At 71.7% G+C, this 23,118-nt stretch carries 17 protein-coding genes; 9 read left to right on the plus strand and 8 right to left on the minus strand.

Going from position 1 to position 23,118, the window contains the following annotated elements:
• Positions 1 to 22 precede the first annotated feature (22 nt).
• From J2S43_RS13355 to J2S43_RS13365, 3 genes are read left to right on the plus strand one after another with little or no spacing between them, the layout of a single operon-like run.
• The gene (locus J2S43_RS13355; protein ID WP_306829305.1) at positions 23 to 1,372 is read left to right on the plus strand and encodes a coproporphyrinogen-III oxidase family protein; all 1,350 of its coding nucleotides are present in this window, start codon (positions 23 to 25) and stop codon (positions 1,370 to 1,372) included.
• Complete coding sequence (locus J2S43_RS13360) at positions 1,365 to 3,992, plus strand: metallophosphoesterase (protein ID WP_306829306.1); 2,628 nt, start codon at positions 1,365 to 1,367, stop codon at positions 3,990 to 3,992. The genes J2S43_RS13355 and J2S43_RS13360 overlap by 8 nt, the downstream gene beginning before the upstream one ends.
• Entirely contained in the window at positions 3,985 to 4,617 is a 633-nt protein-coding gene (locus J2S43_RS13365) for a dTMP kinase (protein WP_306829308.1), read from the plus strand. The genes J2S43_RS13360 and J2S43_RS13365 overlap by 8 nt, the downstream gene beginning before the upstream one ends.
• Before the next feature lie 87 nt (positions 4,618 to 4,704).
• Here the strand turns inward: J2S43_RS13365 and J2S43_RS13370 are convergent, their stop codons facing one another.
• Positions 4,705 to 5,490: a hypothetical protein gene (locus J2S43_RS13370; RefSeq protein ID WP_306829309.1), complete on the minus strand. Its 786-nt coding sequence runs from the start codon at positions 5,488 to 5,490 to the stop codon at positions 4,705 to 4,707.
• 382 nt (positions 5,491 to 5,872) lie between these two features.
• Complete coding sequence (locus J2S43_RS13375; RefSeq protein WP_306829310.1) at positions 5,873 to 6,184, minus strand: hypothetical protein; 312 nt, start codon at positions 6,182 to 6,184, stop codon at positions 5,873 to 5,875.
• 86 nt (positions 6,185 to 6,270) lie between these two features.
• On the opposite strand from J2S43_RS13375, the gene J2S43_RS13380 reads away from it, so the two are divergent.
• The 3 genes from J2S43_RS13380 to J2S43_RS13390 all read left to right on the plus strand — a co-directional run bounded on the left by J2S43_RS13380 (position 6,271) and on the right by J2S43_RS13390 (position 13,883).
• Positions 6,271 to 6,981, plus strand: coding sequence for an FKBP-type peptidyl-prolyl cis-trans isomerase (locus tag J2S43_RS13380; RefSeq protein ID WP_306829311.1), 711 nt, complete (start codon positions 6,271 to 6,273; stop codon positions 6,979 to 6,981).
• 484 nt (positions 6,982 to 7,465) lie between these two features.
• Positions 7,466 to 7,717 carry a DUF6766 family protein gene (locus tag J2S43_RS13385; protein WP_306829312.1) on the plus strand — a complete coding sequence of 84 codons (252 nt, stop codon included), beginning with the start codon at positions 7,466 to 7,468 and terminating at the stop codon, positions 7,715 to 7,717.
• Between the two features lie 217 nt (positions 7,718 to 7,934).
• Complete coding sequence (locus J2S43_RS13390; RefSeq protein WP_306839264.1) at positions 7,935 to 13,883, plus strand: IPT/TIG domain-containing protein; 5,949 nt, start codon at positions 7,935 to 7,937, stop codon at positions 13,881 to 13,883.
• 109 nt (positions 13,884 to 13,992) lie between these two features.
• On the opposite strand, the gene J2S43_RS13395 is transcribed toward J2S43_RS13390, so the two are convergent.
• From J2S43_RS13395 to J2S43_RS13410, 4 genes are all read right to left on the minus strand, one after another.
• Positions 13,993 to 16,221: an ATP-binding protein gene (locus J2S43_RS13395; RefSeq protein WP_306829313.1), complete on the minus strand. Its 2,229-nt coding sequence runs from the start codon at positions 16,219 to 16,221 to the stop codon at positions 13,993 to 13,995.
• A 132-nt stretch (positions 16,222 to 16,353) separates the two neighbouring features.
• The gene (locus tag J2S43_RS13400; RefSeq protein ID WP_306829314.1) at positions 16,354 to 16,755 is read right to left on the minus strand and encodes an ATP-binding protein; all 402 of its coding nucleotides are present in this window, start codon (positions 16,753 to 16,755) and stop codon (positions 16,354 to 16,356) included.
• A gap of 246 nt (positions 16,756 to 17,001) precedes the next feature.
• A complete protein-coding gene (locus J2S43_RS13405) occupies positions 17,002 to 17,373 on the minus strand; it encodes an ATP-binding protein (RefSeq protein ID WP_306829315.1) in 372 nt (123 codons plus the stop codon).
• 143 nt (positions 17,374 to 17,516) lie between these two features.
• Entirely contained in the window at positions 17,517 to 17,894 is a 378-nt protein-coding gene (locus J2S43_RS13410; RefSeq protein WP_306829316.1) for an STAS domain-containing protein, read from the minus strand.
• Between the two features lie 299 nt (positions 17,895 to 18,193).
• Between J2S43_RS13410 and J2S43_RS13415 the strand changes: the two genes are divergently transcribed.
• Both J2S43_RS13415 and J2S43_RS13420 read left to right on the plus strand, forming a co-directional pair.
• The gene (locus J2S43_RS13415) at positions 18,194 to 19,831 is read left to right on the plus strand and encodes a SpoIIE family protein phosphatase (RefSeq protein WP_306829317.1); all 1,638 of its coding nucleotides are present in this window, start codon (positions 18,194 to 18,196) and stop codon (positions 19,829 to 19,831) included.
• Positions 19,828 to 20,013: a hypothetical protein gene (locus J2S43_RS13420; RefSeq protein WP_306829318.1), complete on the plus strand. Its 186-nt coding sequence runs from the start codon at positions 19,828 to 19,830 to the stop codon at positions 20,011 to 20,013. Before J2S43_RS13415 ends, J2S43_RS13420 begins: the two co-directional genes overlap by 4 nt.
• Positions 20,014 to 20,249: 236 nt before the next feature.
• Here the strand turns inward: J2S43_RS13420 and J2S43_RS13425 are convergent, their stop codons facing one another.
• Positions 20,250 to 20,516, minus strand: a complete 267-nt coding sequence (locus J2S43_RS13425; RefSeq protein WP_306839266.1) for a helix-turn-helix domain-containing protein — start codon at positions 20,514 to 20,516, stop codon at positions 20,250 to 20,252.
• A 328-nt stretch (positions 20,517 to 20,844) separates the two neighbouring features.
• Positions 20,845 to 21,798, minus strand: coding sequence for a helix-turn-helix transcriptional regulator (locus J2S43_RS13430; protein ID WP_306829320.1), 954 nt, complete (start codon positions 21,796 to 21,798; stop codon positions 20,845 to 20,847).
• A 115-nt stretch (positions 21,799 to 21,913) separates the two neighbouring features.
• Here J2S43_RS13430 and J2S43_RS13435 point away from each other — a divergent pair, with 115 nt between their 5' ends.
• Positions 21,914 to 22,936, plus strand: coding sequence for a methyltransferase (locus J2S43_RS13435; protein WP_306829321.1), 1,023 nt, complete (start codon positions 21,914 to 21,916; stop codon positions 22,934 to 22,936).
• Positions 22,937 to 23,118: the final 182 nt, after the last annotated feature.

Below are 23,118 nucleotides of genomic sequence, written 5' to 3' on the forward strand. Positions count from 1 at the left end.
ATCGGAGGCGGATCCGGTGAGAGTGCTCAGCAGCCCAGCGGAAGCCCGCACCGTCCGCCATCTGATCGACAGCGAGTCCCACGCGGACTACGTGTACATGTATCCGCCGCGGCAGGCGTATCGGCCGTTCTCGCCGGAGGTGCTACAACGCCTGCCCCAGCTGGTGCGGCATTCCCTCGACCACAGCGACATTCTCAACCTGTACGTCCACGTGCCGTTCTGCCGCCAGATCTGCAGCTTCTGCAATCTCTACACGGTGCGCGACGGCAGAGCGGACCTCGATCGCTACGTCGATCTGGTGCTTCGGGAGGCGCGCTGGTATGCCGCGTTGACCGACCGGAAGCAGGTAGCGAGCCTCTACCTCGGTGGTGGTACGCCGTCGATTCTCGCTCCGTCCCAGCTGGAGCGCCTGGTGAGCGAACTGCTGGCGCTGTTCTCCGTCGCCCCGGGTGAGGTGCCGGCTGAGACGGCTCTCGAGGTCGACCCGGCCTCGGTCGACGTGGCGAAGCTCAGAAAGATCTGTGACGCGGGTGTCAACCGCATCAACCTCGGCTATCAGTCGTTCATCCCCACAGAAGTCGCCACTCTCGGCCGGGTACGCGCCGAGAGATCCGGAACGCGGCTGCTCGAGGAGGCTCTGTCGGTGGGGTTCGCGAACGTCTGCGTCGACCTCATCTACGGACTCGAGCATCAGACCGACGAGAGTTGGCGGACGTCCGTCCGGGAGGTCGCGCGGATCGGGCCGGAGACCATCTGCGCCTACCCGCTGACACTACGACCACATACCGGGTACGGGCGACGCGGTTACGACCACGTCAACGGCGCGATGCTGCGAGCCCGGTACGCGATGGCGCACGAGATCCTCACCGATTCCGGATACCGGCAGGAAACCCATGTCCGGTGGGTACGCGACGGCGGCGGCTATCGGCAGAAGGCGAACCACTGGGCGCTGCAGAACATTCTCGGGTTCGGCGCCGGAGCCCGCAGCTATCTGTGGGATCTGGACTTCCGGAACGGCTATTCGGTACGGCACCGCCAGGCCGTCCTCGAGTCGTACGGCCGGCAGATGGAGGCCGGGCGTCTCCCGGCTGACAGCGGCTTCCTGATGACCGACGATGAGCGTCGCCGCAAGATGGTGGCACTCAACATCCAGTCACTCGATCGCACGCGATTCCGGGAGATGTTCGGCACCGACCCGTTCGAGGAGTTCCCGGACGAGCTCGCGGCACTGACCGGCGCGGGCGTCGTCGCCTCCGACGCGGACCGGATCTGGGTCCCGAACCGGTGGTTGGGGGACCGTGACCTGTTCTCCCAACTGTTCTTCAGCGCGGACGTGCGCCGCAAGCTCGAGGAGTTCACCTACGATGAGTGACCCGAAGCCGGCTCGTTCCGACTTCACGCTGACCTGGCTGCATCTGGCGGATCTGCATGTCGGAGTGGACAGCGGGCACGACCGCACCGAGATGCTCGCCGCGCTGGCCGATGACGTCCGCCGGTTGCCGGCCGGAGTGCCGCCCATCGATCAGGTCATCGTCAGCGGTGATGTGGCGTTCTCCGGCGGTGCCCACGACGCGGCCGAGTATCAGCGGGCGGATGCGTTCCTCCGTACCCTTTGCAAGGCTCTTGGTCTTGGCACCGACTCGGTGTTGATGGTGCCGGGGAACCACGATGTCGATCGCACGATCGCCGTCGGCGACGACGATGTGCGGCGGTGGGTGGACGAGCTGCGTACCCGGGGCCGGCCACTGGACGAGGCGATCGCCGGTGATCGGGACCGGCTGCGGTTGAGCGTCCGGATGCGCCGATATCTGGCGTTCGCGCTGGGCTTCGGACAGAGCGTGACGAGCGGCGACGTGGGCCTCGGCTACTGGACGACCATGATCGACGCCAGGGACGACGTGCGCGTCCGGATCAGCGGGGTGAACACCGGCGTCACCCACGATCGCGAACGGAGTGGGCCGGAAGGCATTGGCTACTCGATCGGCTCGCTGTTCCGTACTCGGGAAGGTGATTTCGGGTTGAGGGTGTGGCCGCGAGTCTGGAGTCCACGGCACGCCGGCTTCCACGTGGACGTGCGTGCGGTGCCCGCCGGCGCCGAGTACGTCGACCATGACATCGGGCGGTGGGCGGAGGTGACCGACCGGCGTGCCGAGGACCGGAACGGTGAGATGGACCGGCTGCTGGAGCGCGCGTCGGCGCGGTCGGCGCGGCGGCTGGGGGCCCGGCGCACGGCGTACCCGCTGGACTTGAGCATCGCGGAACTGCATGCCAAGGGCGTGTACGTGCCGGCCATGTTCCACCGGTACGTCGGTGGAGGAGGCGGGATCGGGGCCGTGGATCTCGCGGCGCAGGTGATCGCGGGTCAGTCGGTGCTGGTTCTGGGTGAGCCGGGCAGCGGCAAGAGCGTCGCCGCCTACGCCCTGCTCACGGCGATGCATACGGTGGGCGCTCCGGCGCTGGTGATGCGGGTGTCGGAGCTGCCGGAGGCACTCGACGACGTGCCGGGGCGCACCGACCTGGCCCTCGCGCTGCGGCGGGCGCTGGACGGCGCGCTGCGGCCCATCCTCATCATCGACGGCCTCGACGAGACCCTCGCCGAATTCGACTCCTCCGCCGATCTGCTGGTGCTACTGCGGCGACTCCGCGAGACCTGCACGCTGGTGGTCACCTGCCGGCGGCGGGAGTTCGAGGACAACCTGGCCCGATCGTACGGCGGAGATCTGTTCGATGCGATCGTGATGATGACGGAGTGGTCGCTGGAGCGGCAGTTCGCCGACTTCGTCGACCGGCTCATCGCCGCACACTTCCTCGACGACGACGGTGTCATGCAGACCGTTCGCGGCTCGGCGACGCTGGCGCGCATGGTCAGCCGGCCGCTGTTCGCGCGCATGCTGACCTTCCTCGGCCAGACCGCGGCCGGGGCGGTGTCCGACGTGTCCACGCTCTACGCCGAGTACATCGACAAGCTCAGCGCCGCCGCGGACACCGCACTGGCGGGGGTGAACTGCGTGCTGCCGGCCGGCGCGAAGCAGGTGTGGAGCGGCGCAGCCTGGGTGATCTTCTCGAAGGCGCTGCTCAACGAGGAACGGTTCAGCGCCGGCGCCGTGCACGATCTCGTCGCGACGGAGACCGGCGGCCATCCGCGGTGCGTGGCTCGTGCGCTGGCGCAGATCTGCGACGAATGGCGGGTCGCCGGGCGCGTCTGGGGCCGGTTCGTGCACTACTCGTTCTTCGAGTACCTGGTCGCCTGCCATCTGCTCGACGAGGTCACCCGCGCGGTTCGGGAGAAGTCCAGCGAGAAGCTGGTGGCCACGCTCGCCCTCGACCTCACGCCGGAGATCCGGCATTTCCTGGTCGACGAGCTGCGACTGTCTGGTCCGCCCGAACTCGGGCCGGCACTGGAGGCCGCGTTCCGGCACAACAGCCTCAGGGCGAAAGCATCACCACGGGTACGGACGGTGGGCAACATCATCGCCTACCTGCTGTCCCGGGTGGTGCCGGACGCCCAGACTCCGCTGCGCCGCCTGGCCACCGACGAAGACGACATGTTCCTGCAGCAGTCACTGCTGTGGGGACTCTGCCACGTCGGCGACGTCCAGGCACTCGACCACTTCGTCAAGCGGTCCCGGGCGTCCGCGCAGTGGCGGGCGTGGAACCGCGGCTACCTCATGTACTACTACGGCGACCTCGACCGGCGCGATGATCCGCCCTACGTCGACTCCGACCGGAGAAGGCCGTGGGGACGCACCCGGGAACGGTCGATCGCCCTGATGAGCAGCGAGTCGTACCGGCTGAAAGTGGCATCGACACGGCGCTTCCTCGACCTCTACACCCTGTACGAATACGCGATCTGGCGCGAGGACGCCATCACCGGCACGGACGCCGCGGTCGCCGAGACGTCGGTGCGCGACCTGTGGGAATCCTCCGGAATCGACGGCGACCTGCTCCGGGAGCTGCAGGCGATGTACGCCGCTGCCTGCCGGGATGAGTAACCGTCGGGACCAACCGCTGTGGATCAGCGTCGACGGTGTCGACGGCGTGGGAAAGACGACACTCGCATCCGCACTGGCCGGCGAACTCCACGCCGACCTCAGCTCGGAATTCTCCGACGGCTTCCTGGGCGCCGCGTTACGGGAAGCCGTGACGCGGGCGCCGAACTACGTCACCGTCAGCCGGACGGCGCAGTCACTCGCCTTCATCGGAGACTTCTTCGAGGTGTACGCGACACAGGTCAGCACGTCGCTCCGGGCCGGGCGGACAGTGGTCTCCGACCGTGGCTGGCTGTCGAAGTACGCGTACCAGCTGGTGACCCTGACCGAGGAGCATGGGGAGGAGCGCGCTCGAACTTTGCTCGACGCGAGCCTGGGATTGATGCCGCGCCCTCATCTGACGCTGTACCTCACCGCGAGCGAGGACAACATCCGCCAGCGCCTCACCCGACGGGACGGATCCTGCGAAGACGACCGCATGCAGTTCGTCCGGACGACGAGCCGGGCGGCGGAGACAGCGATCACGAACACGCCGCTTGCGCTGCGGCACGTTCGCCTCGATGCGAACCCTGCGGCGAGCCTGGTCCTCGATCAGGCGGTATCGACGTGCCGCGCGTGGTTCGGTTGACTCCACGGCCGCATCAGGCGGGCGCCGCCCTCTCCGGAATCCCGAATCCTCCATCCGCACCGGACCGGACCGGCGTCGACGCCGGAACTACGGTGTCTGTGGCGCGCACCCGAGGCGGTGCGGGGCGAGCGCGATGTCGTCGATCCACACGTCGAAGCCGGCCGGGGTGGTGCCGCTCTGATAGAGCTGCCAGCCGACCTTGACGGTGGTGACGTCCGGCAGCACGAACGGCACGTCGGCGCCGCCGTGACTTCGCTCGGAGGCCGACAGCGTCGGAGCGCCCGGATCGCCGAGCCAGACCAGCACGCGGTTTCCGTCGCGGTCGAGCAGCCACTCGACGCACTGCCAGCGGCCCGCTTCCGCGGGCGCGGACTCCTGCCAGGCGGTCCAGTCGCCGGTGGGCCCGCCGTCCGCGCCGATTCCCCACAGCGCCCGGCCGGCCGGCGGCACCCACTGCCCGCCGAGCGGCCGCACCATCTCGGCGCTGCCCGTCCCGGTCGCCTCGACGAGCGTGAAGTGCGCCCAGTCCGGCGCGGTGGGGAACGCCGCCACCCGGACACGCATGCGGCCGTAGAGCCGGTCGCCGGGCACGGCGAGATCGTGGACGGTCAGGAACGCGCGGCCGTTGTCCCGCGTCCGCGCGTGCAGCACCTTGTCCCCGCGCGGCTGGCGCTCGACGGTGAGCGTGCCGTTGCGGGTGTCGATGCCCCATTCCATGCTGCTCGCGCCGCCGGTCGGCAGGTGCTCGAAGTCCTCGCAGAACAGCAGCGTCCGGCCGGGTGCGCAGGAACCGGTGCCGTGCGCGTCGGCCCCGGCCGTGCTGGTCGCGGGGGAGAGGAGGGCGAGGGCGGCGAGGATCGCGAGCGCTTTCATGACGTGCATCATATCGACCGACAGCTATTTACAAAGCGAGCGAGGTGCGCCGGGCGCCGATTGCACACGGGCGTCCGCTCACCGAACGGCCGACGCGACGCGGCGCACCCGGAGCCGGTCGTCGGCCATTGTCCGGATCTGCCGCCGAAGGCCGGCCGGGGCCTGTCGATCCCCGGCTGCCAGCCGAGGGCGGTCAGTCCCGCCGGGTGGTCAGGGCCCGATGCGGCGTCATGCCGCGCCCGAATCCTGAGCCAGGCGGGCCATCAGGCCGTCGAGGACGCGGTTCACGCGTACGGACTGATCCAGTGGCTCGGGCACATCCGCGGCACCGGCCGCCACCGGTGACGCGATCTACGGCTGACCGGGGACCGGCGGGCGGGTGTCAGCGCCGCAGCTCGACCCGCCGCCCCATGCCGAAGTCCGCCGCCCTGTCGTCGGTGACCCGCGCGAAGACGCCCGCGGGCACGCCGTCGAGCGTGGCGACCCGGGTGGCGACGTCGATCAGCCGGCCCTCGGCGGCGCCGGCGATGAAGAAGATGTAGACCTCGCCCCACTCCTCGCCGTCGTCGAACACCTCGATCACGCCCTGCTCGTCCAGCTCGTACAGGAATTCCTCGATCCGATCGATCCACGCGGGCGGCTCACCCGACGCGCCCGGCCGCAGCGGAACATGGATCTCGACGTGACGTGCCATGCGCCCAGGATCTCAGGCCATCAAGAACCACATCACCGGGGTACGGACGGGTGCCGGCCCTGTACCGCATGTCGTATCGTCGGGCGGTGTCCGATCCCGTGACGAGCCGCCGCAGCGCGGCCACCCCCCGTGCCGCCGGTCCGTCGCGTGACGACGCGGGCGGCCCGATCAAGACGAAGGCCGAGAAGCGCGCCGAGGCCAAGGCCGCCAAGGCCCGCGCCCGGGTGCTGCGCAGACGCCGCCAGATGCTGACCGTCGCCGGCGCGGCCGTGCTCGTGCTGGCACTCGTCGTCGGCCTGGCCGTGTGGATCGGCACCGCGCTGAACAACGGTCCCGAGACCACGAGCGCGACCCCGGACGCCCCCACCGCCCCCGCCCCGACCGCTCCCGCCACGGCCGCGTTCCCGCCGCTGCCCGCGGGCGCCGACCCGGCCCTCGGCCAGAAACCGGCCGTCACCGCCGGCTCCGGCGAGGTCACCGAGCTGAAGACGACAACCCTCATCGAGGGTACGGGTGCGGCGGTCCAAACCGGCCAGACGGTCACCGTGAACTACGTGGGCGTCACCTACGCCGACGGCGCCGAGTTCGACGCGTCCTGGAACCAGTCGCAGCCGTTCAGCTTCCAGGTCGGCGCCGGCAACGTCATCCAGGGCTGGGACCAGGGACTGGCCGGCGTCACGGTGGGCAGCCGCGTCCAGCTCGACATCCCGGCCGACCTGGCCTACGGCGAGAACCCGGGCGGCGGCCGCCCGGGCGGCGCCCTCCGCTTCGTCGTCGACGTCCTCGCCGCCGCCTGACCGGCCGGCTACGGTCTGGCGCGATCGCCGCAACCGGATCGGGCCCGGACTGCCGGGATCGCCCGCCGGAACTGGGCGAAGGTGCCGGGCGTGGAGATTCTCCTCATGCGTGGTGGCGGCGCCGGCCGCGACGATGACGGCGATCGCGGCCGCGACCATCTCGACGACGATCCTGCCGCGCGGGCGGGCCCGTGCCGCGGCTGGGGCCGGGGTCTGGGCCGGGTCTGCCGGCACGATGCCGGTGTCGCTGTGCGCGGGGAACTGCGCCGGTGCCTCCGTGGATCGCCGGGCTGCAACTCATCCATGACCCAGCCTCCCCATCGCCCGCGAGACATGGTCGCAGACCGGGACGATCGCGCGGGCTCGGCCGCGGCGGCGGCGTACGTCGGCTCAGGTCAGGTCCGGCCCGCCTGTGGTCCACGACCTGCCCGGCGACGACGCGGGAGTGCGGTGTGAAGATCGCCTGAGTGGGAGCATCCGCTGTGTGTCGGTTGATCGAGGGTTCGCGTCGATGGTGCGGTGGTCCGCCCGGCAACTGCAGCAACGCGAGGATCCGCTCACCTGGGCGAAGTACGTGGCCAGCGCCGAGTTCTGGAACCGGACCTTCCAGAACTGGCAGTCCGAGCTGCTGGCCGTGCTGTCCATGGCGGTGCTGTCCATCTACCCGCGCGAGCGCGGCTCTCCGGAGTCCAGGCCCGTCGGTGCCCCACACGCCGCCACCGGTGTCGAGGGCTGACCGCGCGTCGCGGTGGATGGTGCCACCGGATGCGGAGGGGTCCATGCCGTCGTAGCCGCCGTCTACACGAAAAACGGCAAATGCTCCCGAATGGGTACGCGGTCCGGGCAGGATGCGGAGGTCTGGGTCGGTTCTTCACGGGGGCACACGCATGATCGTCGTCGGTGGGGCGTGGTCGGGTACCGCCATCGCTGTTCTGGTAGCCGGATTGCTGACGGTGCCCGCGACCGCGCGGGCGGCCGCCCCGGACGAGCCGGACGTGCCCGCGCCGACCGCACCGGTCGACCCGGACGACGAGGCGTTCAAGGCACGGGAACGGATCCCGGATCGGCCTGACGGATGGCCCGGCGGTAAACCGTTGAGCGGGCTGCGCGGTAGCGCGAGCGCGGCCGCGACACCGGACCCGCCCCAGAGCGACGCGGCCGTGTTGTTGCAGTCGATTCCGGCCACGGACGCCACATTGGCGTCGTTGGCGCTCAACGGATCCCAGACCTGGCCGATGAGCCCCGGCTACCGCCCCGAGGCCCGCTTCTACCAGGTGTTCACGGTGGATGACACGGCGACGCTGCAGGTGCCGCCGTCCGCGGCCGGTGCGTCGGTGGACGCGTCGCTCAACGGCGCCCCGGTGGCGGTCAGCAACGACGAGGTGGCGTTGCAGCTGGCGCGGGGCGCTAACACGGTGGTGCTGACCGTGACGGCGCCGGACACGACGACGACGCGTACGTACCAGCTGACGATCTGGCAGGATGCGGCCCCGAGCCCGCAGATCATCGACATCAGCCGCACCAGCACGTCGGTGATCGGCGGCGGCCGGTCGACGATCACGGTGAAGAACGCCCCTTCACTGGAGCACTGCTGGCCGGCGTGGGTGGCGGTCGGCGGGCAGAGCGCCTACGTGGTCGACAACACGCCCGACCCGGACACCGGCGTGTACCGGATGCTGGTCGACCTGCCCGCCGCGGTGGACCTCAAGCCCGGCACGGCGGACCTGAGCGTCTACACGTTCTGTTCCTACTACGCCGACCAGTACCAGGGCGGGTCGACGTCCAGGGACGCGATCACGTACACACCGGCCTACAGCGTGGACAGCATCGAGGCGCCGGCGACGATCACCTCCGGTACGCCGATCACCGTGCGCGGGCAGGGCGTGATGGCCGGCGGCGCGCTGCGGTACTGGCTCAGCGACGCGCGCGGCCGGTCGATGGAGCTGCGCACCTGGACCTACGACGGCGAGAACCAGGCCACCGTGTACGCGGACCTGCCGCTGTGGCGGCGCGAGCCGTGGGACGGCGACGGCCCCCGTACGATCAACGTGGGTTTCTGCCCCGACGGGCAGTATTCGAGCCAGGACGTCTCGGCGCAGGGCGGCGGCAGCCGTGACGTGTGCACGGTGCTGCGGTCGAAGCAGGTCACCTGGACCGCGCCGGTGCCGTCGGATCTGACGATCAGCCCGCAGGCCGGGCCGATGGCCGGTGGCACCCGGATCACCCTGCGCGGCCGGAACATGGTCTGCGGAGACTGCTATACCGAGATCGACTTCGGTGATCAGAAGATCTACGAGTGGCCGAACACCAGCCACCTCGAGTCCAAGGACGCGCGGACCTACTTCCAAGGGCTGGAGACCCTCCAGTTCAACGCGCCGCCGAGCGCGAAGCCCGGCCCGGTCAAGGTCACGGTGTACAACTCGGTCGGTAAGGCCACGGCGGGTGCGTCGTTCACCTACGTCGCGAAACCGGCGATCACCTCGGTCGCTCCGGCCACGGTCGCCCACAGCGGCGGATCGGTGATCACACTGACCGGCAGCAACTTCGGCACCACCGGCACCCCGACGGTGATCATCGGCGGCGTCAAGTCACCGTCGGTGACCCGGGTCAGCGACACGCAGGTGACCGCGATCGTGCCGGTGCTCTCCGGGACCGGGCCGGCGGACGTGCAGGTCTCCTCCTCGCAGGGCGGCGGGATCTCCGCGCCGGTGACGCTCACCCTGACCGCGCCGGGCACACTGCCGGTCATCTCGTCGGTGTCGCCGGCCTCCGGCGCTCCGGGCGACAGCGTGACGATCAGCGGCTCCGGGTTCGGCCCGCAGGGCACGGCCGGAGTCAGCGTCGGCGGCGTGTACGCGAAGGTCACCGCCTCGTCGGCGACCTCGCTGACGGTGCAGATCCCCGCCGTGGACACCACCGGCGCCAAGGACGTGCGCGTCGGCGCGATCACCGGGGCCACCACCTCGGCGGGCGCCGTGACCGTGTCGCCGGACAACGGGATCGCGTCGGTCACCCCGTCGGCCATCGGTTCCGGTGCGACCGGCAACGCCGCCCGGATCACCATCACCGGTGGCGGGTTCGGGGCCACCGGCACCGTCAAGGTCGGCTCCGCGAGTCCGGTCTCGTACACCAGCACCAACGGCGGCACCACGATCGCCGGGATCACGGTGCCGACCACCACCGCGGGCGCGCTGACCGTGACCGTCACCCCGGCCGGTGCGACGACGCCGTACAAGAGCACGGTGCGGGTCATCGGCCCGTCGATCGCCTACCTCGGCGCCGACCCGTACGACGAGGTGTACATCAACGCCGACCCGAACCGGGAACGCTCCGGCGGGGTCCTCACCGTGCCGCTGGCCGGCGGCACCCGGGTGCGGGTGCAGGGCGCCGGCTTCGGCGCCACCGGCGTGCTGAAGGTCGACGGTGCGACCGTCGCCACGACCAGCTGGTCCGACACCGCGATCACGTTCGCCGCGCCGCCGGCGACCGTGGCCGGGGCCGAGACCGTGACGATCACGCCGACCGGTTCCTCGCTCACCGCCACCCGCGCGGTCGGGCTGCGCTACATCGGCGCGCTGGCCCGGCCGTCGATCACCCGGATCACCGCGAACCCGGCGCTGGGTCACGACCACGGCGACCAGTTCAGCCCGGGCACCGACCCGACGGACACGTTCACCCTCACCGGTTCCGACCTCACCGGCGCGACCGCGGTCAAGGTCTACGCCGGCACCGGCACCGACAACCCGGTCACCGTGACCCCGACCGCGGTCACCGCCGGCTCGCTGACGTTCGCGGCGCCCCGCTCGATCTCCGACCCCGGCTGGAAACGCGTCGAGGTGATCACGCCGGGCGGCTCCGCGTACGAGGCGCAGGGCCTGGAGTACCTGGCCACCCCGGGCGTGACCCTGGCCGTGTCACCGACCTACGGCTCGTGCGAGAAGACCGCACAGGCCGGATCCGGGAACGCGACCTGGAACCCGGCGACGGTGACGGTGTCCAACGACGCTGCGGCGTTCGGATCGGCCACCGGCACGGTCACCGTCGGCGGGACCGCGGTGACACCGACGTCGTGGACCGCCACCGCCATCACGTTCGGGATGGCCGACCTCACCACCTCCCTGACCGACCCGTGGGGCGCCAAGACCATCGTCGTCGACCCGGCCGACAACGGCCTGGACAACCAGATGATCTCGTTCACGTGCGCGGTCAGCCCGACCGTGACGACCACGGTCAACGGCGGCACCGCGCACGTGACCGTCCCGGCCGGCACCGCCTTCACGCCCGGCTACACCCACACCGGGTTCGTCGGCACCAATGCGTTCACCGTCACCACGCCCGCGGGATACGAGTACTCGCCGAGCGAGAACTTCGACTCCGACGTGCGTGCGGGTGTCCCGGCGGCCGCCGGTGACTGGTGGGTGCGGGTCAACCGCAACGCCGCCACCTACGCCAGAGAGCGGTACGTGTGGACGCAGAACCCGTCCCCGGTCCGGGTCACCATCACCGGCACACCGATCACCATCACCCCGTCCGGCAAGAACGGCCCGAGCTTCACCTACAAGGGTCAGCTGACCGGCGGCGACTTCCTCTACACCCCGTCCGTGACCACCGACCCGATCACCGCGGTGACCTGGGAGCACCGCAACTCCACTTGCGGCAGCGAGGACTGGGCGTGGCAGTCCGGACTGCCGAAGAACGTCGCCTGGGGTGAATGCGGCGCCGACCACACCCAGCAGGCCGCCTGGGACGTGCGCGTCGCGTCGTTCGAGATGAAGACCAGCGGCACGGACCGGGCGATCTACTACGCCGCCACCCGGCCGACGACCCGCATCACCATCAACCCGCGTACCCTCACCGTCACGGCGGTACGCGCGGACAAGGTCTACGACGGCACCACCACCGCCGCCTTCTCCGACCCGGTGTTCACCGGCCGGATCGGCGACGACGAGGTCGCCCTCGACAGCGGCGGCGCCGGCGCCACCTACGCCAGCCCGGCACCGGGCACCGGTAAGACGGTCACGCTGACCGGGGACCTGGCCCTGACCGGCAACGCCGCCCGCAACTACACGCTGGCCAACCCGCGCCCGACGCTCAAGGGCACCATCACCAAAGCCGGCGCGGTGCTGACCGGGTCGGTCAATCCGACCGCGATCCTAATCAGCGCGAACCCGGACGCCACCGCCACCGTCACGGTCTCCGACACCCGCGGCGGCGCCCCGTTCGACGGCGCCGGCCTCGCCGATGTCGTGCTCACCTCCGCCACACCGGCGATCTGCACCGTGACCGGGACCACGATCACCGGTAAGACGGCCGGGCGATGCATCATCCACGCCAGCCAGGCCGAGTCGGCCAACTACCGGGCCGCGGTCGCCGCCGGCGACCCGGAGTCGGCGATCGAGAAGATCGAGCTGCCGGTCTTCGCCGCCGCACAGTCGATCTCGGTGGTCGCCGACGACCTGACCATCGCCCAGGGCGAGACACCGGCGCCGACCGCGCAGATCGGCGGCCTGTTCGACGGTGACAGCGTCGGCGGCGTCGAGTTCGACTACTACGACGGCACCAGCCCCCTCGGCGGCGCGCCGATCGAGCCCGGCACGTACACGGTGGTGCCGAAGGGCGGCAGCCTGCAGGACGGGGCGGACACCAGCCGGTACGGCAACGCCGGGAACTTCGCCTACGTGACCGGCACGCTCGTGATCACCCCGACCCCGCCGACGATCACCCGAATCTCACCGACGGTGACCTACGTGCCCGGCGGCACGCAGGTCACCGTCACCGGCACCCTGCTCGGCGCGGTACGGACCGTCCGCTTCGGCGAGGTGACCATCAAGGCACCCGACTTCTCCGTCAACGACGAAGGCACCGAACTGACCTTCACCGCCCCGCCGTCGGCGACCGCGAAGACCGTGCCGATCACGCTGCTCACCGGCGCCGCCGAGGCCACCAGCACGTTCAGCTACGTCGCGCTCCCGGCCGTGGTCGTCCCGGAACCACCGGCCCCGATCGAACCGTCGCCGTCGCCGTCGCCGAGCCCGACGGTCACGCCGCCGGTGGTCGTCCCGCCGGACGCGCCGACCACCACGCCCACGCCCACGCAGACACCGGCGCCCACGCCGTCACCCACGGCCACGCCCACACCGACCGGCACGCCCTCCGCCGGGCCGACGACCTCACCGACGCCAGGCCCGACCAGCAGCCCGAACCCGTCACCCGCACCGACGGACCCGACCCCGGACGCGCCGGTCCGGCTCAACCTGGACCTGCGGCTCGACGTCGACACCCCGCTCGTCGGCGCCAAAGCACAACTGACCGGCGGCGGCCTGCAACCCGCCTCCGACTACGTGCTGACCATGCAGTCCACGCCGATCGTGGTCGCGACCGGCGAAACCGACGGCAACGGCGACTTCACCGCGATCATCACCATGCCCGGCAAGGCGTGCGTGTCGGCCGGCCTGCACCAGCTGATCCTCAGCGGCACCGCCCCGAACGGCACCAGGATCAGCGACACCAACTGGATCACGCTCAACGACACCTGCACCGCGACCAGCATCCACACCACGAAACCGGTCGGGAACACCGTCACGATGCGGTCGTTCATCTTCCCGTACCAGTCGGCGAAGCTACGACCCGACGCCAAGAAGACCCTGCGCGGTCTCGCCGGATCGCTCAAGGGCGCGAAGGTCGTCACGATCACCGGTTACACCCAGACCGACAAGAAGTCCAAGGCCGCCATCCGCGCGAACAAGAAGCTCGGCAAGCAGCGCGCCAACGCGGTCCGTAAGTACCTGCGCTCCCTCGGCGTCAACGTCACCATCGTGACCGTCGGCGCCGGGCCGGTGAATCCGGTCGACAAGAGGAAGCAGAAACGCAACCGGCGAGTCACCATCGTCGCCCGCTTCTGACCACCGCGATCACCGCGCCCCGCCACCGTGACGTGACGGGGCGCGACGCGTTCGCGGCCGTCGGCCGGCCGCGTGGCGTGCGGCCGGTGAACGCCCGTCGGTGCCGGGTTCAGCCTGCCGGTGCGCGGCGCTTTCCGGGAGTGCCTGGAAGGTGTCCGCGAACGAGGCCCGCGGCCGCTGCCCGCTGGACCTGGGCGACGTCTTCCGGGGCGGTCCAGGCCGCGGCAGGCAGGGTGAACCAGAATCGGGCGCCGCCGCCGGGATTGTCGGTGACGCCGATGGCACCACCGTGGCGGGTCACGATGCGACGGCAGATGGCCAGGCCGAGTCCGGTGCCGGTGTATCCGGCGGCCGGGTGTGCGCGGTGGAAGTCGTTGAACACCGCCTGGTGCTGCCCGGCCGGGATACCGATACCCCGGTCGGCGACCTCGACCCGGATCCAGCCGTCACCGGCGTCAGCGGTGGTGACGTCGACGCGGGCGGGCTGGCCCGGCGGTGTGTACTTGATCGCGTTGCCGATCAGGTTGTCGACGAGTTGCCGCACCATCGCCGCATCGGCGTACACGCCGTCGAGCGCTCCGATGAAGATCTGCGGAACGGCCTCCCGGGAGGTGGCCAGGCGTTCCTCGACGACCTGGTCGACCAGCGTGCTCAGGTCGACATCGGCGGGCCGGACGGCGCCGTCGCGGGCGGCGGCGAAGGCGAGCAGGTCGTCGATGAGCCGGCGCATCCGGGCGCCGGTGGCCAGGACCCGGCCGAGCATCCTCACCTGCCCTCCCATGCCTGGCAGGCCGGCGAGGTCGTCCGCGACGATCTCGGTGTAGCCGGTCAGCGAGGTCAGCGGGTTCTTCAGATCGTGGGCGACGATCCCGGCGAACGCGGCGAGCTCGGCCTCGCGTTCACGCAGCGTGGTGACGTCGAACGACGAGGACACCGCTCCGGCCCGCTGGCCGGAGGGGGTGTGCAGGGCGCGGCTGTGGGTGATCAGGTGCCGGCGGGAGCCGTCCGGCAGGATCCGGATGACCTCCTCGCCGTGGACGTCTTCGCCGCCCAGGGCGCGCAGCAGCGGGGACTGGCCGGGCACGTACGCGGTTCCGTCCGGGTGGACGAGGTGCAGGTCGGTGAGCAGGTCGGTGACGAGCCTTCGGTCGATGTCGCCGATGCGGGTACGGCCCTCGGAGTTGGTGTGCACGAGCCGGCCGTCGGTGTCGCAGGTCAGGATGGTGACGTGGACGGCGTCGAGGATCTGGGCCAGGTAGTCCTTCTGCCCGGCGAGCTCGTCCGCGGTGCTCTGCAGCCGCGCGGTGGCCGAGGTGACCTGTGCCTGGGCGCGGGCGCGCCCGGTGGCCAGCACCCAGACGAGGCCGGCGAGCAGGAGACTGGTGAGGGCGCCGCCGGCGGCCAGGGAGGTGGGCAGGCCGGTGCGCCCGCCCGGCAGCGCCAGCCCGGCCGCGGCGAAGCGCAGCGTCCAGCTGCGGTTGGCGATCCGCACGTTCGCCTGCCAGGCCAGGTCGCGGCGGCCGTCGACGGCGGCGCGCAGGGCCGCGATGTCGGCGGTGCCCGTGGTGGTGTGCGCCCGGAGGGTGACGTCGACGAGGTCTTGCGAGGCTTCGCGCAGGGCGACGCCGATGAAGTCCTGCCCGCGCAGGCCCATGAGCACCCAGCCGCGGAACGCGCGCCGGCCGTCGGCGCCGGCCGGGGCGAGGACGGGTGCGGTGACGACGAACGACAGCTGCCGTGCCGCGGCCGGCACAGATCGGTCGCGCAGCAGGTGGTAAGCGTCGGAGACGATGATCCGCCGCCCGTCGCGGGCCTCGCGCAGGGCGTGGGACGGGGCAGGGGCCTGGGCGAGGTCGACGCCGGTCCGCGCGGGTGGCGCGTCGTCCAGCGGCTGGCTGAAGATCGAGAACAGGTGCTCGCCGCCGGTGGCAGCCGGTGTGAGGACCAGATCGGTCGCGCCGCGGGAGCGCCACAGCCGCTGCGCCGCGTTCACCCCGTCGCTGTCCGCGGCGGCCAGGAACACCACGGAGCTGGCACCGGGCAGCCGCATGCGCGCGATCGGCTCGGCGACCTCGGCGAACGACTTCGCCGTGAGTGTCTCTCGCCAGCCGAGCGCGGCCGCGGCCATCGACACCGAGTCGGTGTACCGGCGGGCCTCGGCTGCGACCCGGGCCGTCACGACCGAGGCGCGCCGCTGCAGCTGTTCCTGCGCGGACTGCCGCTGCTCGGCGGCGACCACACCCGCCACCCCGACCGCCACCGACATCCCGAACACGCCGACGACGCCGGTGAGAATCGTCGCCGACCGCCAGATCCCCAACCGCTTCCATCCGTTCACGGAGGAAGAATCGGTCGTGATGTGGCGGGCTGAAGGTCCGGTGCGTGACGAACCGCGACAGCAGCCGGTTTCACACCTGTTCGCAACCCTGGCCCGTCCCCGGGGAGTGAGCGGGCTCGGTGAGGTGCCGACCTACCCTGCGTCGGTGCGCTGACGGCTCGGATGCGCCCGATCGTGGGCGACGACGCGGACGGTCGTGCCGTCCCGGCCGCTGCGGATCCGCATGTCGTGCGTGAGCTGCCGTGCCAGCCACAGTCCCAGGCCGCCGGACGCGGACAACGCCGGGCGCTCCGTGCGACGCTCGTAGCGGACCGCATCGAAGCCGCATCCACGGTCACTGACCTCGCAGGCCACAGGTGGCCCGGCCCAGAGACGAAGCCGCCCGGTGCCACCGCCGTGCCGGATCGCGTTGATCAACAGTTCGTTGACCGCCGATACCCAGTCGGTCACCGCCTCGGGGCCCAGGCCGCCAGAGCCGGCGACCTCGGTGACCAGAGAACGCAGGCGCGGTAAGTCCGCCGCGGTGAACGCCACGGCGAATTCCGACGCGGTATGCCGTGCGGGCACTATGGCCATGACATCCGCCTATCGACGATGGCTGACGAACGGTGGCTGGCCGGATCGGTACGACTCGCAGGGTCGCCACGCGCGCCAGGCGGTGAAAGCGGTACCCGTCCGAGAACCGGTCAACCGCCCCGTCCGGGTGACACCTGCCCGGCCGTGACCCTCCGCGCGCGCATGCTCATCCCGGACCGGCCATCCCGGCGCCCCGGTTCGAGGTCAGCGCGGGATCGCGATGTCGGCCCAGACCACTTTGCCGTCGCTGACGGGATGACATCCCCAGGCGTGCGTCATGGCGGCGACCAGCAGCAGTCCGCGGCCGCCGAGCCGGCGCGGGTCGGGTCCGAGCACGTGCGGGAGGCGCCGGCTGGAGTCGGTGACCTCGATACGCAGAGCGTCGCCGTTACGGCGCAGGACGAGTTCGCCGCCGTCGGTGGTGTGCTGGATGACGTTCTCCACCAGTTCGGTGATCACCAGCAGGGAGTCGGCGACGAGGTCCGGTGCCTGCCACGGGCCGAGCGCCTGCCGGGCGCGGTGACGCAGGACCGCGCAGTCGTCGCTGTGGGCGAACCGCACTCGAAGCAGGTCCATGCCTGTGTTTGTACCTGCCGCGCCGCTGCGGCGCACGGCGGAGCCGGATTCTCGCCCCGAATACGACCCTGGTGTGCCGTGCCCGGATTCCTCCGCCGCGGCGGAGGGCCTGGCGGCGGAGACTGTACGGCCGGGCGGTCGCGTCATCGCGCGGCGAGGAAGTCCGTCATGCCGGTCAGCTGCAACAGGCGCACGACGAGCGGACTGGGGCGGCGGAGGATGAACGACCGGCCGTGCTCGGCCGCGGCGTGACGGACCGCGACGAGCGTGGCCAGGGCGGAGGAGTCGGCGAAACTGACCGCGGACATGTCCAGTACCAGACCGCCGGGGCCGGCGGTGCGCAGCTCGTCCAGCAGCGCCTGTCGGACCTGCTGGTCGCAGGCCATGTCGAACTCCCCGCGCAGGGTCACCACGCTGGTGCCGCCGGCGCGGTCGACCGTGAGCTGCCATGCCGGCTGCTGCATGTGCCGCCTCCCGGCCACCCGCCACTCGACGAACTTCGCGCCGGCACGTACGCCCATGGTGGTGTCCCGGCGCGAAGATCGTACCGAACCTCTCCGTGGCGCCGGCCCACCACGTACCCCTTCTGCCCGCACGCCTGCGCACCTGCACAGACGCGGTCACAGGCGGGGGCGCCCCGGGTCGGCGCCCAGCGGACCGGCTCGGCAGGGCCGGTCGACCGGGGCGTGACCGCAGGCGAGATACTTGCCATCCGGCAACCCCGGGCCGTGCGCTCATCGTCACGGAGACGGTTCTTCGGCGGGCAGGTGGGTCAGCTGCCCGCGGGGTGGTGGCGAGAGCGAAGGGGGCGATCGGGCTCGTGGGGGCGGACAGCGGCGGATTTCCGGCGCGACTGCACGAGGCGCTGTGGATCAAGGCGCCGCTGGGCGTCGCGGTCCTCGACGCCCAGCGGCGCTACCGCTGGCTGAACGAGATCATGGCCGACTTCAACGGCGTCTCCGTGGAAGCACACCTCGGCCGTACGGTCGCGCAGGTCCTGCCGGACATCGCCGATGACGTGCTACCGATGCTGGAACACGTGATCCGGACGGGGACGCCGGTCCGGGACGTGGAGGTGGACACCGGGCCGACGGCGGGGCAGCCGGGTCGGCCGCGTCGCTGGCGGGTCTCCTACGTGCCGCTGGACAACGACGACCTGGCGGTGTTCGCCGTCGACGTCACCGAGCGCGCGGAAGCCCAGCAGGCCCGGAGCCTGCAGCTGTACCGCACCGAACGGTTCGCGGTCCTGGCCGCCGCGATCGCCGCGGCCGTGTCGATCGACGACATCGCCGACGCCGTCCACGAACTCGCCGGGACCGCGCTGTCCGCGACCAGCTGCGGCCTGGCCCTGCGCGACGGCGAAGGACTGCTGACCTTCGCCGGGCATGCCGCCGCCGGCCGCGACGGCCGGTGGACACCCATGAACAGCCGCGACGACGTGCCCCTCGCCGCGGTCCTGGCCGGCGGCCGCGCGCTGTACCTACCCGATCCGGCCGCCATGCTCGACCGGTGGCCTCACCTGGCCGGTCTGCAACAGCTGACCGGCGACCGGTCCTGGGCCGCGCTGCCGCTGTCGGACGCCACCGGGACCGCGATCGGCGTGCTCACCGTCGCCTTCCCCGCCCCGCGCACGTTCGCCGCCGAAGACCGCCAGTACCTGGAATCGGTCGCGATCCTCACCTCGCAGGGACTGCAACGCGCCCTCGCGCACCATCGCGAACACTCGATCGCCGACACCCTCCAGCGCGCGCTGCTGCCCGAGCGGCTGCCTGCCGTGCCGGGCCTGCAGGCCGCCAGCCGCTACCACGCCGCGAGCAACACCGCCGACGTCGGCGGCGACTTCTACGACCTGTTCCCCACCGGCCCGGACACCGTGACCGCCGCGATCGGCGATGTCTGCCAGAAAGGCCTCACCGCCGCCGCGCAGGTCGCCCAGGCCCGGCACAGCCTCCGCGCCCTCGCCGCCACGGCCGACGGCCCCGCCACGGCCCTGCGGCACCTCAACGACGTCCTGCGGCCGGACATGCCCCTCGGCCGGTTCCTCACCTGCACATGCGTACGGGTCACCCTGACACCGCCGATGTCGCTCACCGTCGCCTGCGGCGGGCATCCCGCACCGCTGCTCATCCTGCCGGACCGCACCGTCCAGCCCATCGACGCGCCCGGCACGCTGCTCGGCGCCTTCGCCGACATCACGCTCCGCGAACAGACCGTGCCGTTCCCGCCCGGCGCGGCGCTGCTGCTCTACACCGACGGCATCATCGAAGCCCAGAGCCCCGCCGGCCAGTACGGCGAGCAGCGGCTCATCGACCACCTTCGGCAGGCACCCGACCTGCACGCCGAAGCCCTCGCCGACCACGTCCTGTCCGGCGTCACCGCCTTCACCACCCAGCTACGCGACGACATCGCCCTGCTCGTCCTGCACGCCACCACGGACGGCCCGCACACCGTGCGATGACACGTACGATCACCATCGGCCGCGACGACGCCACCGACTACGTGGCACCCATCGACGACATCGCCGGCCTCCTCCTGGCGATGACCACCACACCCACCCTCGGCCAGGCCAACGCCATGTCCGGCCGAGCAAGCCGGAAACCAGACGAGACCGAGCCGGCGACGACTCACGCCGGTACCTGAACCGCCCGCCGCCCACCTGGTGTGCGATTCCCACAGCGCCGCACCGACCCGGTCGACGCGGTCCGGCTCCGCGCTCGAGTCCGCGGTCGTCGCCGATGCGCCGACGTACGCCCCGGTGGTCCACCGAGCCGCCGTCCGGCCGCCGTGCTGGCCGCGGCCGTCGGCCGGTCGCCGTGTCGTGCCGGACGGCCCGTGGAGGGTCGGCCGCTCTGGCACTTCACCGGCGTCCCCGTCGATCAGGGCCGGCGCTGCCGGGCGAACTCGCGCGGGGTGGTGCCGTACCGGTGGCGGAACTGGCGGGTGAAGTGGCTGGCGTCGGAGAACTGCCAGCGGGCGGCGGCCTCCGAGATGGTGAGCCGGTCGCCGGCCAAAGCGTCCCGTGCCGCGACCAGCCGCCGTACCGCGGTCGCGCCAGTACCAACCCGACGAGCACCACGAGTGCCCTGCGTGCACGCCCGGGGCCCAGCCTGCTGTGAGTTCGCATCAGTTCTCCTGCCTGTCAGCTCGTTGCCCGTCGTGGCCTACAGGCAAGCAGCGACCCCTTTCAGATCGGCTTCGGATCGGCTTCGTCCCCCGGGAGGCGCCGGTCCATCGCGTAGACGCGCTCCCGGCGGCCGATGTCCGGCTGCACGGTCTCGCGCTCCAGGTGGCCAGGGTGTGGGGTGGGCGGGGCCCAGGACCCGCAGCCGGTCGGTGAGCAGCTGCTCGACGCGGTGCCGGCGCCGGCCGAGTCTCCGGCCGCACCCCGCCGGTAGGCGAGGTGGCTGCGGGTGGCCAGGGCCGCTTCGGGTTCTCCGGACGGGCGGTCGCCGCCGTAGTCGTCCGCCGGTCTCAGCCCTCGCGCAGGTAGCGGCGGGGTGGTTTGCCGTGGAGCGCTCGGCAGGCGCGAACGAAGTGGCTGCCGTCGGTGAAACCCCAGCGCACCCCGGCCTCGGTGACGGTGAGCGTCGCGCCGAAGGTGACGAGGTCGGCCAGGGCGCGCTCGACCCGGCGGCGCCGCACGTACGCCATCAGGGGCTCGCCGTCCGCGAACGCCCGGTGCAGCGTGCGTGGCGAGACGTGCAGCTGCCGGGCGATGAGCGCGGGGTTCAGGCCGGGCTCGGCCAGCAGGTCCTCCGCGACCGCGCGGGCGGCCGCGGCCAGCGCCGGCGTGAGCAGCGGCTCGTCCGGGTCCGGGCGGCCGGTGAGCGTGCCGCGGACCAGTTCGACCAGCGCGTCGCGAGCGGCGGTCACGCCCTCGCCGGGCAGGTCGTCCAGGACCTGCCGGGCCGCGTCGACGTACGCGTTGAGCAGCCGCACCGGGCCGGCGGCGATCGGGCCGGCGACGGCGTCGTCGCCGATCAGCGGGCGGAGGCCGGTGGCCGGCAGGATCAGCACCCTAGACGAGGTGCGGGCGGCTATCCCGAAGTTCCACGACGGGTCGTTGTACCGGGCGACGAACCGCCCGGCCGGCGCGTGGGCGGTCTCGCCGCGGCCGTTCGCGCGGGCGAAGAACCAGCGCCCGCGGTGCACCATGTGCAGCACCAGCCGGTCGTTGAGGTGGTTGAACGTGCCGCCGGTCCCGCCGAGGATCGTCTCGCTGTAGATGTCCTCCACGACGACACCGGCCAGTTTCACGTGCCGGATGCGGATGCGGTACGCGTCGTCGCCCACCGGCTGCGACGGCGGGATCGGGATCGCGTCGCCGACCTGCGCCGCCCAGTCGTGCCGGAGCAGGTCCATGGCGTCACGCCGGCCGCCCGGGACCGTGACGTCCACCGCGTACGTCCGTTTGTCCTGGCTCATCGCGGCGCAACGGTAGCACCGTGGCGCCCGCGTCCCACGGATGCGGCGGTCACGTCCAATACCCGGACCGGGCGGCACGGATAGCTTCCTGACCAGGATCGTTGGAAGGAACGAGATGACCACTGCAACGCCCGCGGACGCCGCCACCGTCATGGATCTGATCACCGGTGGCTGGGTGGCCCAGACGGTACGCGCTTTCGCCGAGCTGAACGTCGCCGACCACGTCGCCGCGGGCGCCGGGACCGCGGACGAGGTGGCCGCGCGGGAGGGCAGCGACCCGCGCGCCACCTACCGGCTGATGCGGGCCGCGGCGTCGCTCGGCCTGCTCGGCTACCTCGGCGAACGGCGATTCACCCTGAACGGCCGGGGCGCGGCACTGCGGTCCGGCGTACCCGGGTCGATGCGGTCCCTGGCTCTCATCCAGAACTCCGGCGCGCACTGGCGGACCTGGGCGCTGTTCCCCGAGGCGGTCCGCAGCGGCGGCAGCCAGGCCCGCAAGGCGCTCGGCGCCGACCTCTTCGACTACTTCGCGCTGCCCGGGAACGCCGCGGAGGCCGCGCTCTTCGCCCGCGCCATGGGCGACCTGTCCGGGCTGGTCACGCAGGGTGCGGTCGCGACCGTCGACACCACCGGCGTGACGTCCGCCGTCGACGTCGGCGGCGCGGACGGTGACCTCGTCCTCGGCCTGATGGCCGGCAACGCCGGGCTGCGCGGCGCGGTGCTGGAGCTGCCGCACGCGGTCGAGGGCGCGCGGCGCCGCGCGGCCGAGCTGGGCATCCCGGACGGGCGCTTCACCGCCGTGCCGGGTGACTTCTTCGAGGCGGTGCCGGCGGCGGACCTCTACCTCCTGAAGATGATCATGCACGACTGGGACGACGAGCAGTGCGTGGCGATCCTGCGCAACTGCCGGGCCTCCGCGGCCGAGGGAGCGCGGGCACTCGTGATCGAGATGGTCGTCGGCGAACTCGGCGCACCGGACTTCGCCACCCGCGTCGACATGAACATGCTCAACATCACCCAGGGCATGGAACGCGACCTCGACGAGTACGACACGCTGTTCGCCGCCTCCGGCTGGCGCCGCACCGCCGTGCTCCCGGTCGGCGGCGGCTACTCGGCGCTGGAGCTGATCGCGATCTGAGACCATTCGCGGCAGCGTGCCGGCCAGTCCAACAGGACGGACGCGCCGCGCCGGCAATCATGAATTCGCTCTCCCGCTTCCGGCGTGGTGCGGTCCGCGTGCGTCCGCGGGCACCGGTCGTCGCAGGGGCAGAGCGCTCACTCCGGGTGAGGGGCGGGTGGCTGGGCTCCCCGCCGGTTCTC

This window comes from Catenuloplanes nepalensis (assembly GCF_030811575.1).
GTDB classification, from domain to species: domain Bacteria; phylum Actinomycetota; class Actinomycetes; order Mycobacteriales; family Micromonosporaceae; genus Catenuloplanes; species Catenuloplanes nepalensis.

What these genes read in the sequence shown, in the direction of transcription:
- J2S43_RS13365 (WP_306829308.1), top strand. Translation starts at nt 3,985, where the DNA reads ATGAGTAACCGTCGGGACCAACCGCTGTGGATCAGCGTCGACGGTGTC.
- J2S43_RS13405 (WP_306829315.1), bottom strand. Translation starts at nt 17,373, where the DNA reads ATGGACCTGCTTCGAGTGCGGTTCGCCCACAGCGACGACTGCGCGGTC.
- J2S43_RS13375 (WP_306829310.1), bottom strand. Translation starts at nt 6,184, where the DNA reads ATGGCACGTCACGTCGAGATCCATGTTCCGCTGCGGCCGGGCGCGTCG.
- J2S43_RS13410 (WP_306829316.1), bottom strand. Translation starts at nt 17,894, where the DNA reads ATGGGCGTACGTGCCGGCGCGAAGTTCGTCGAGTGGCGGGTGGCCGGG.
- J2S43_RS13435 (WP_306829321.1), top strand. Translation starts at nt 21,914, where the DNA reads ATGACCACTGCAACGCCCGCGGACGCCGCCACCGTCATGGATCTGATC.
- J2S43_RS13370 (WP_306829309.1), bottom strand. Translation starts at nt 5,490, where the DNA reads ATGAAAGCGCTCGCGATCCTCGCCGCCCTCGCCCTCCTCTCCCCCGCG.
- J2S43_RS13420 (WP_306829318.1), top strand. Translation starts at nt 19,828, where the DNA reads ATGACACGTACGATCACCATCGGCCGCGACGACGCCACCGACTACGTG.
- J2S43_RS13430 (WP_306829320.1), bottom strand. Translation starts at nt 21,798, where the DNA reads ATGAGCCAGGACAAACGGACGTACGCGGTGGACGTCACGGTCCCGGGC.
- J2S43_RS13360 (WP_306829306.1), top strand. Translation starts at nt 1,365, where the DNA reads ATGAGTGACCCGAAGCCGGCTCGTTCCGACTTCACGCTGACCTGGCTG.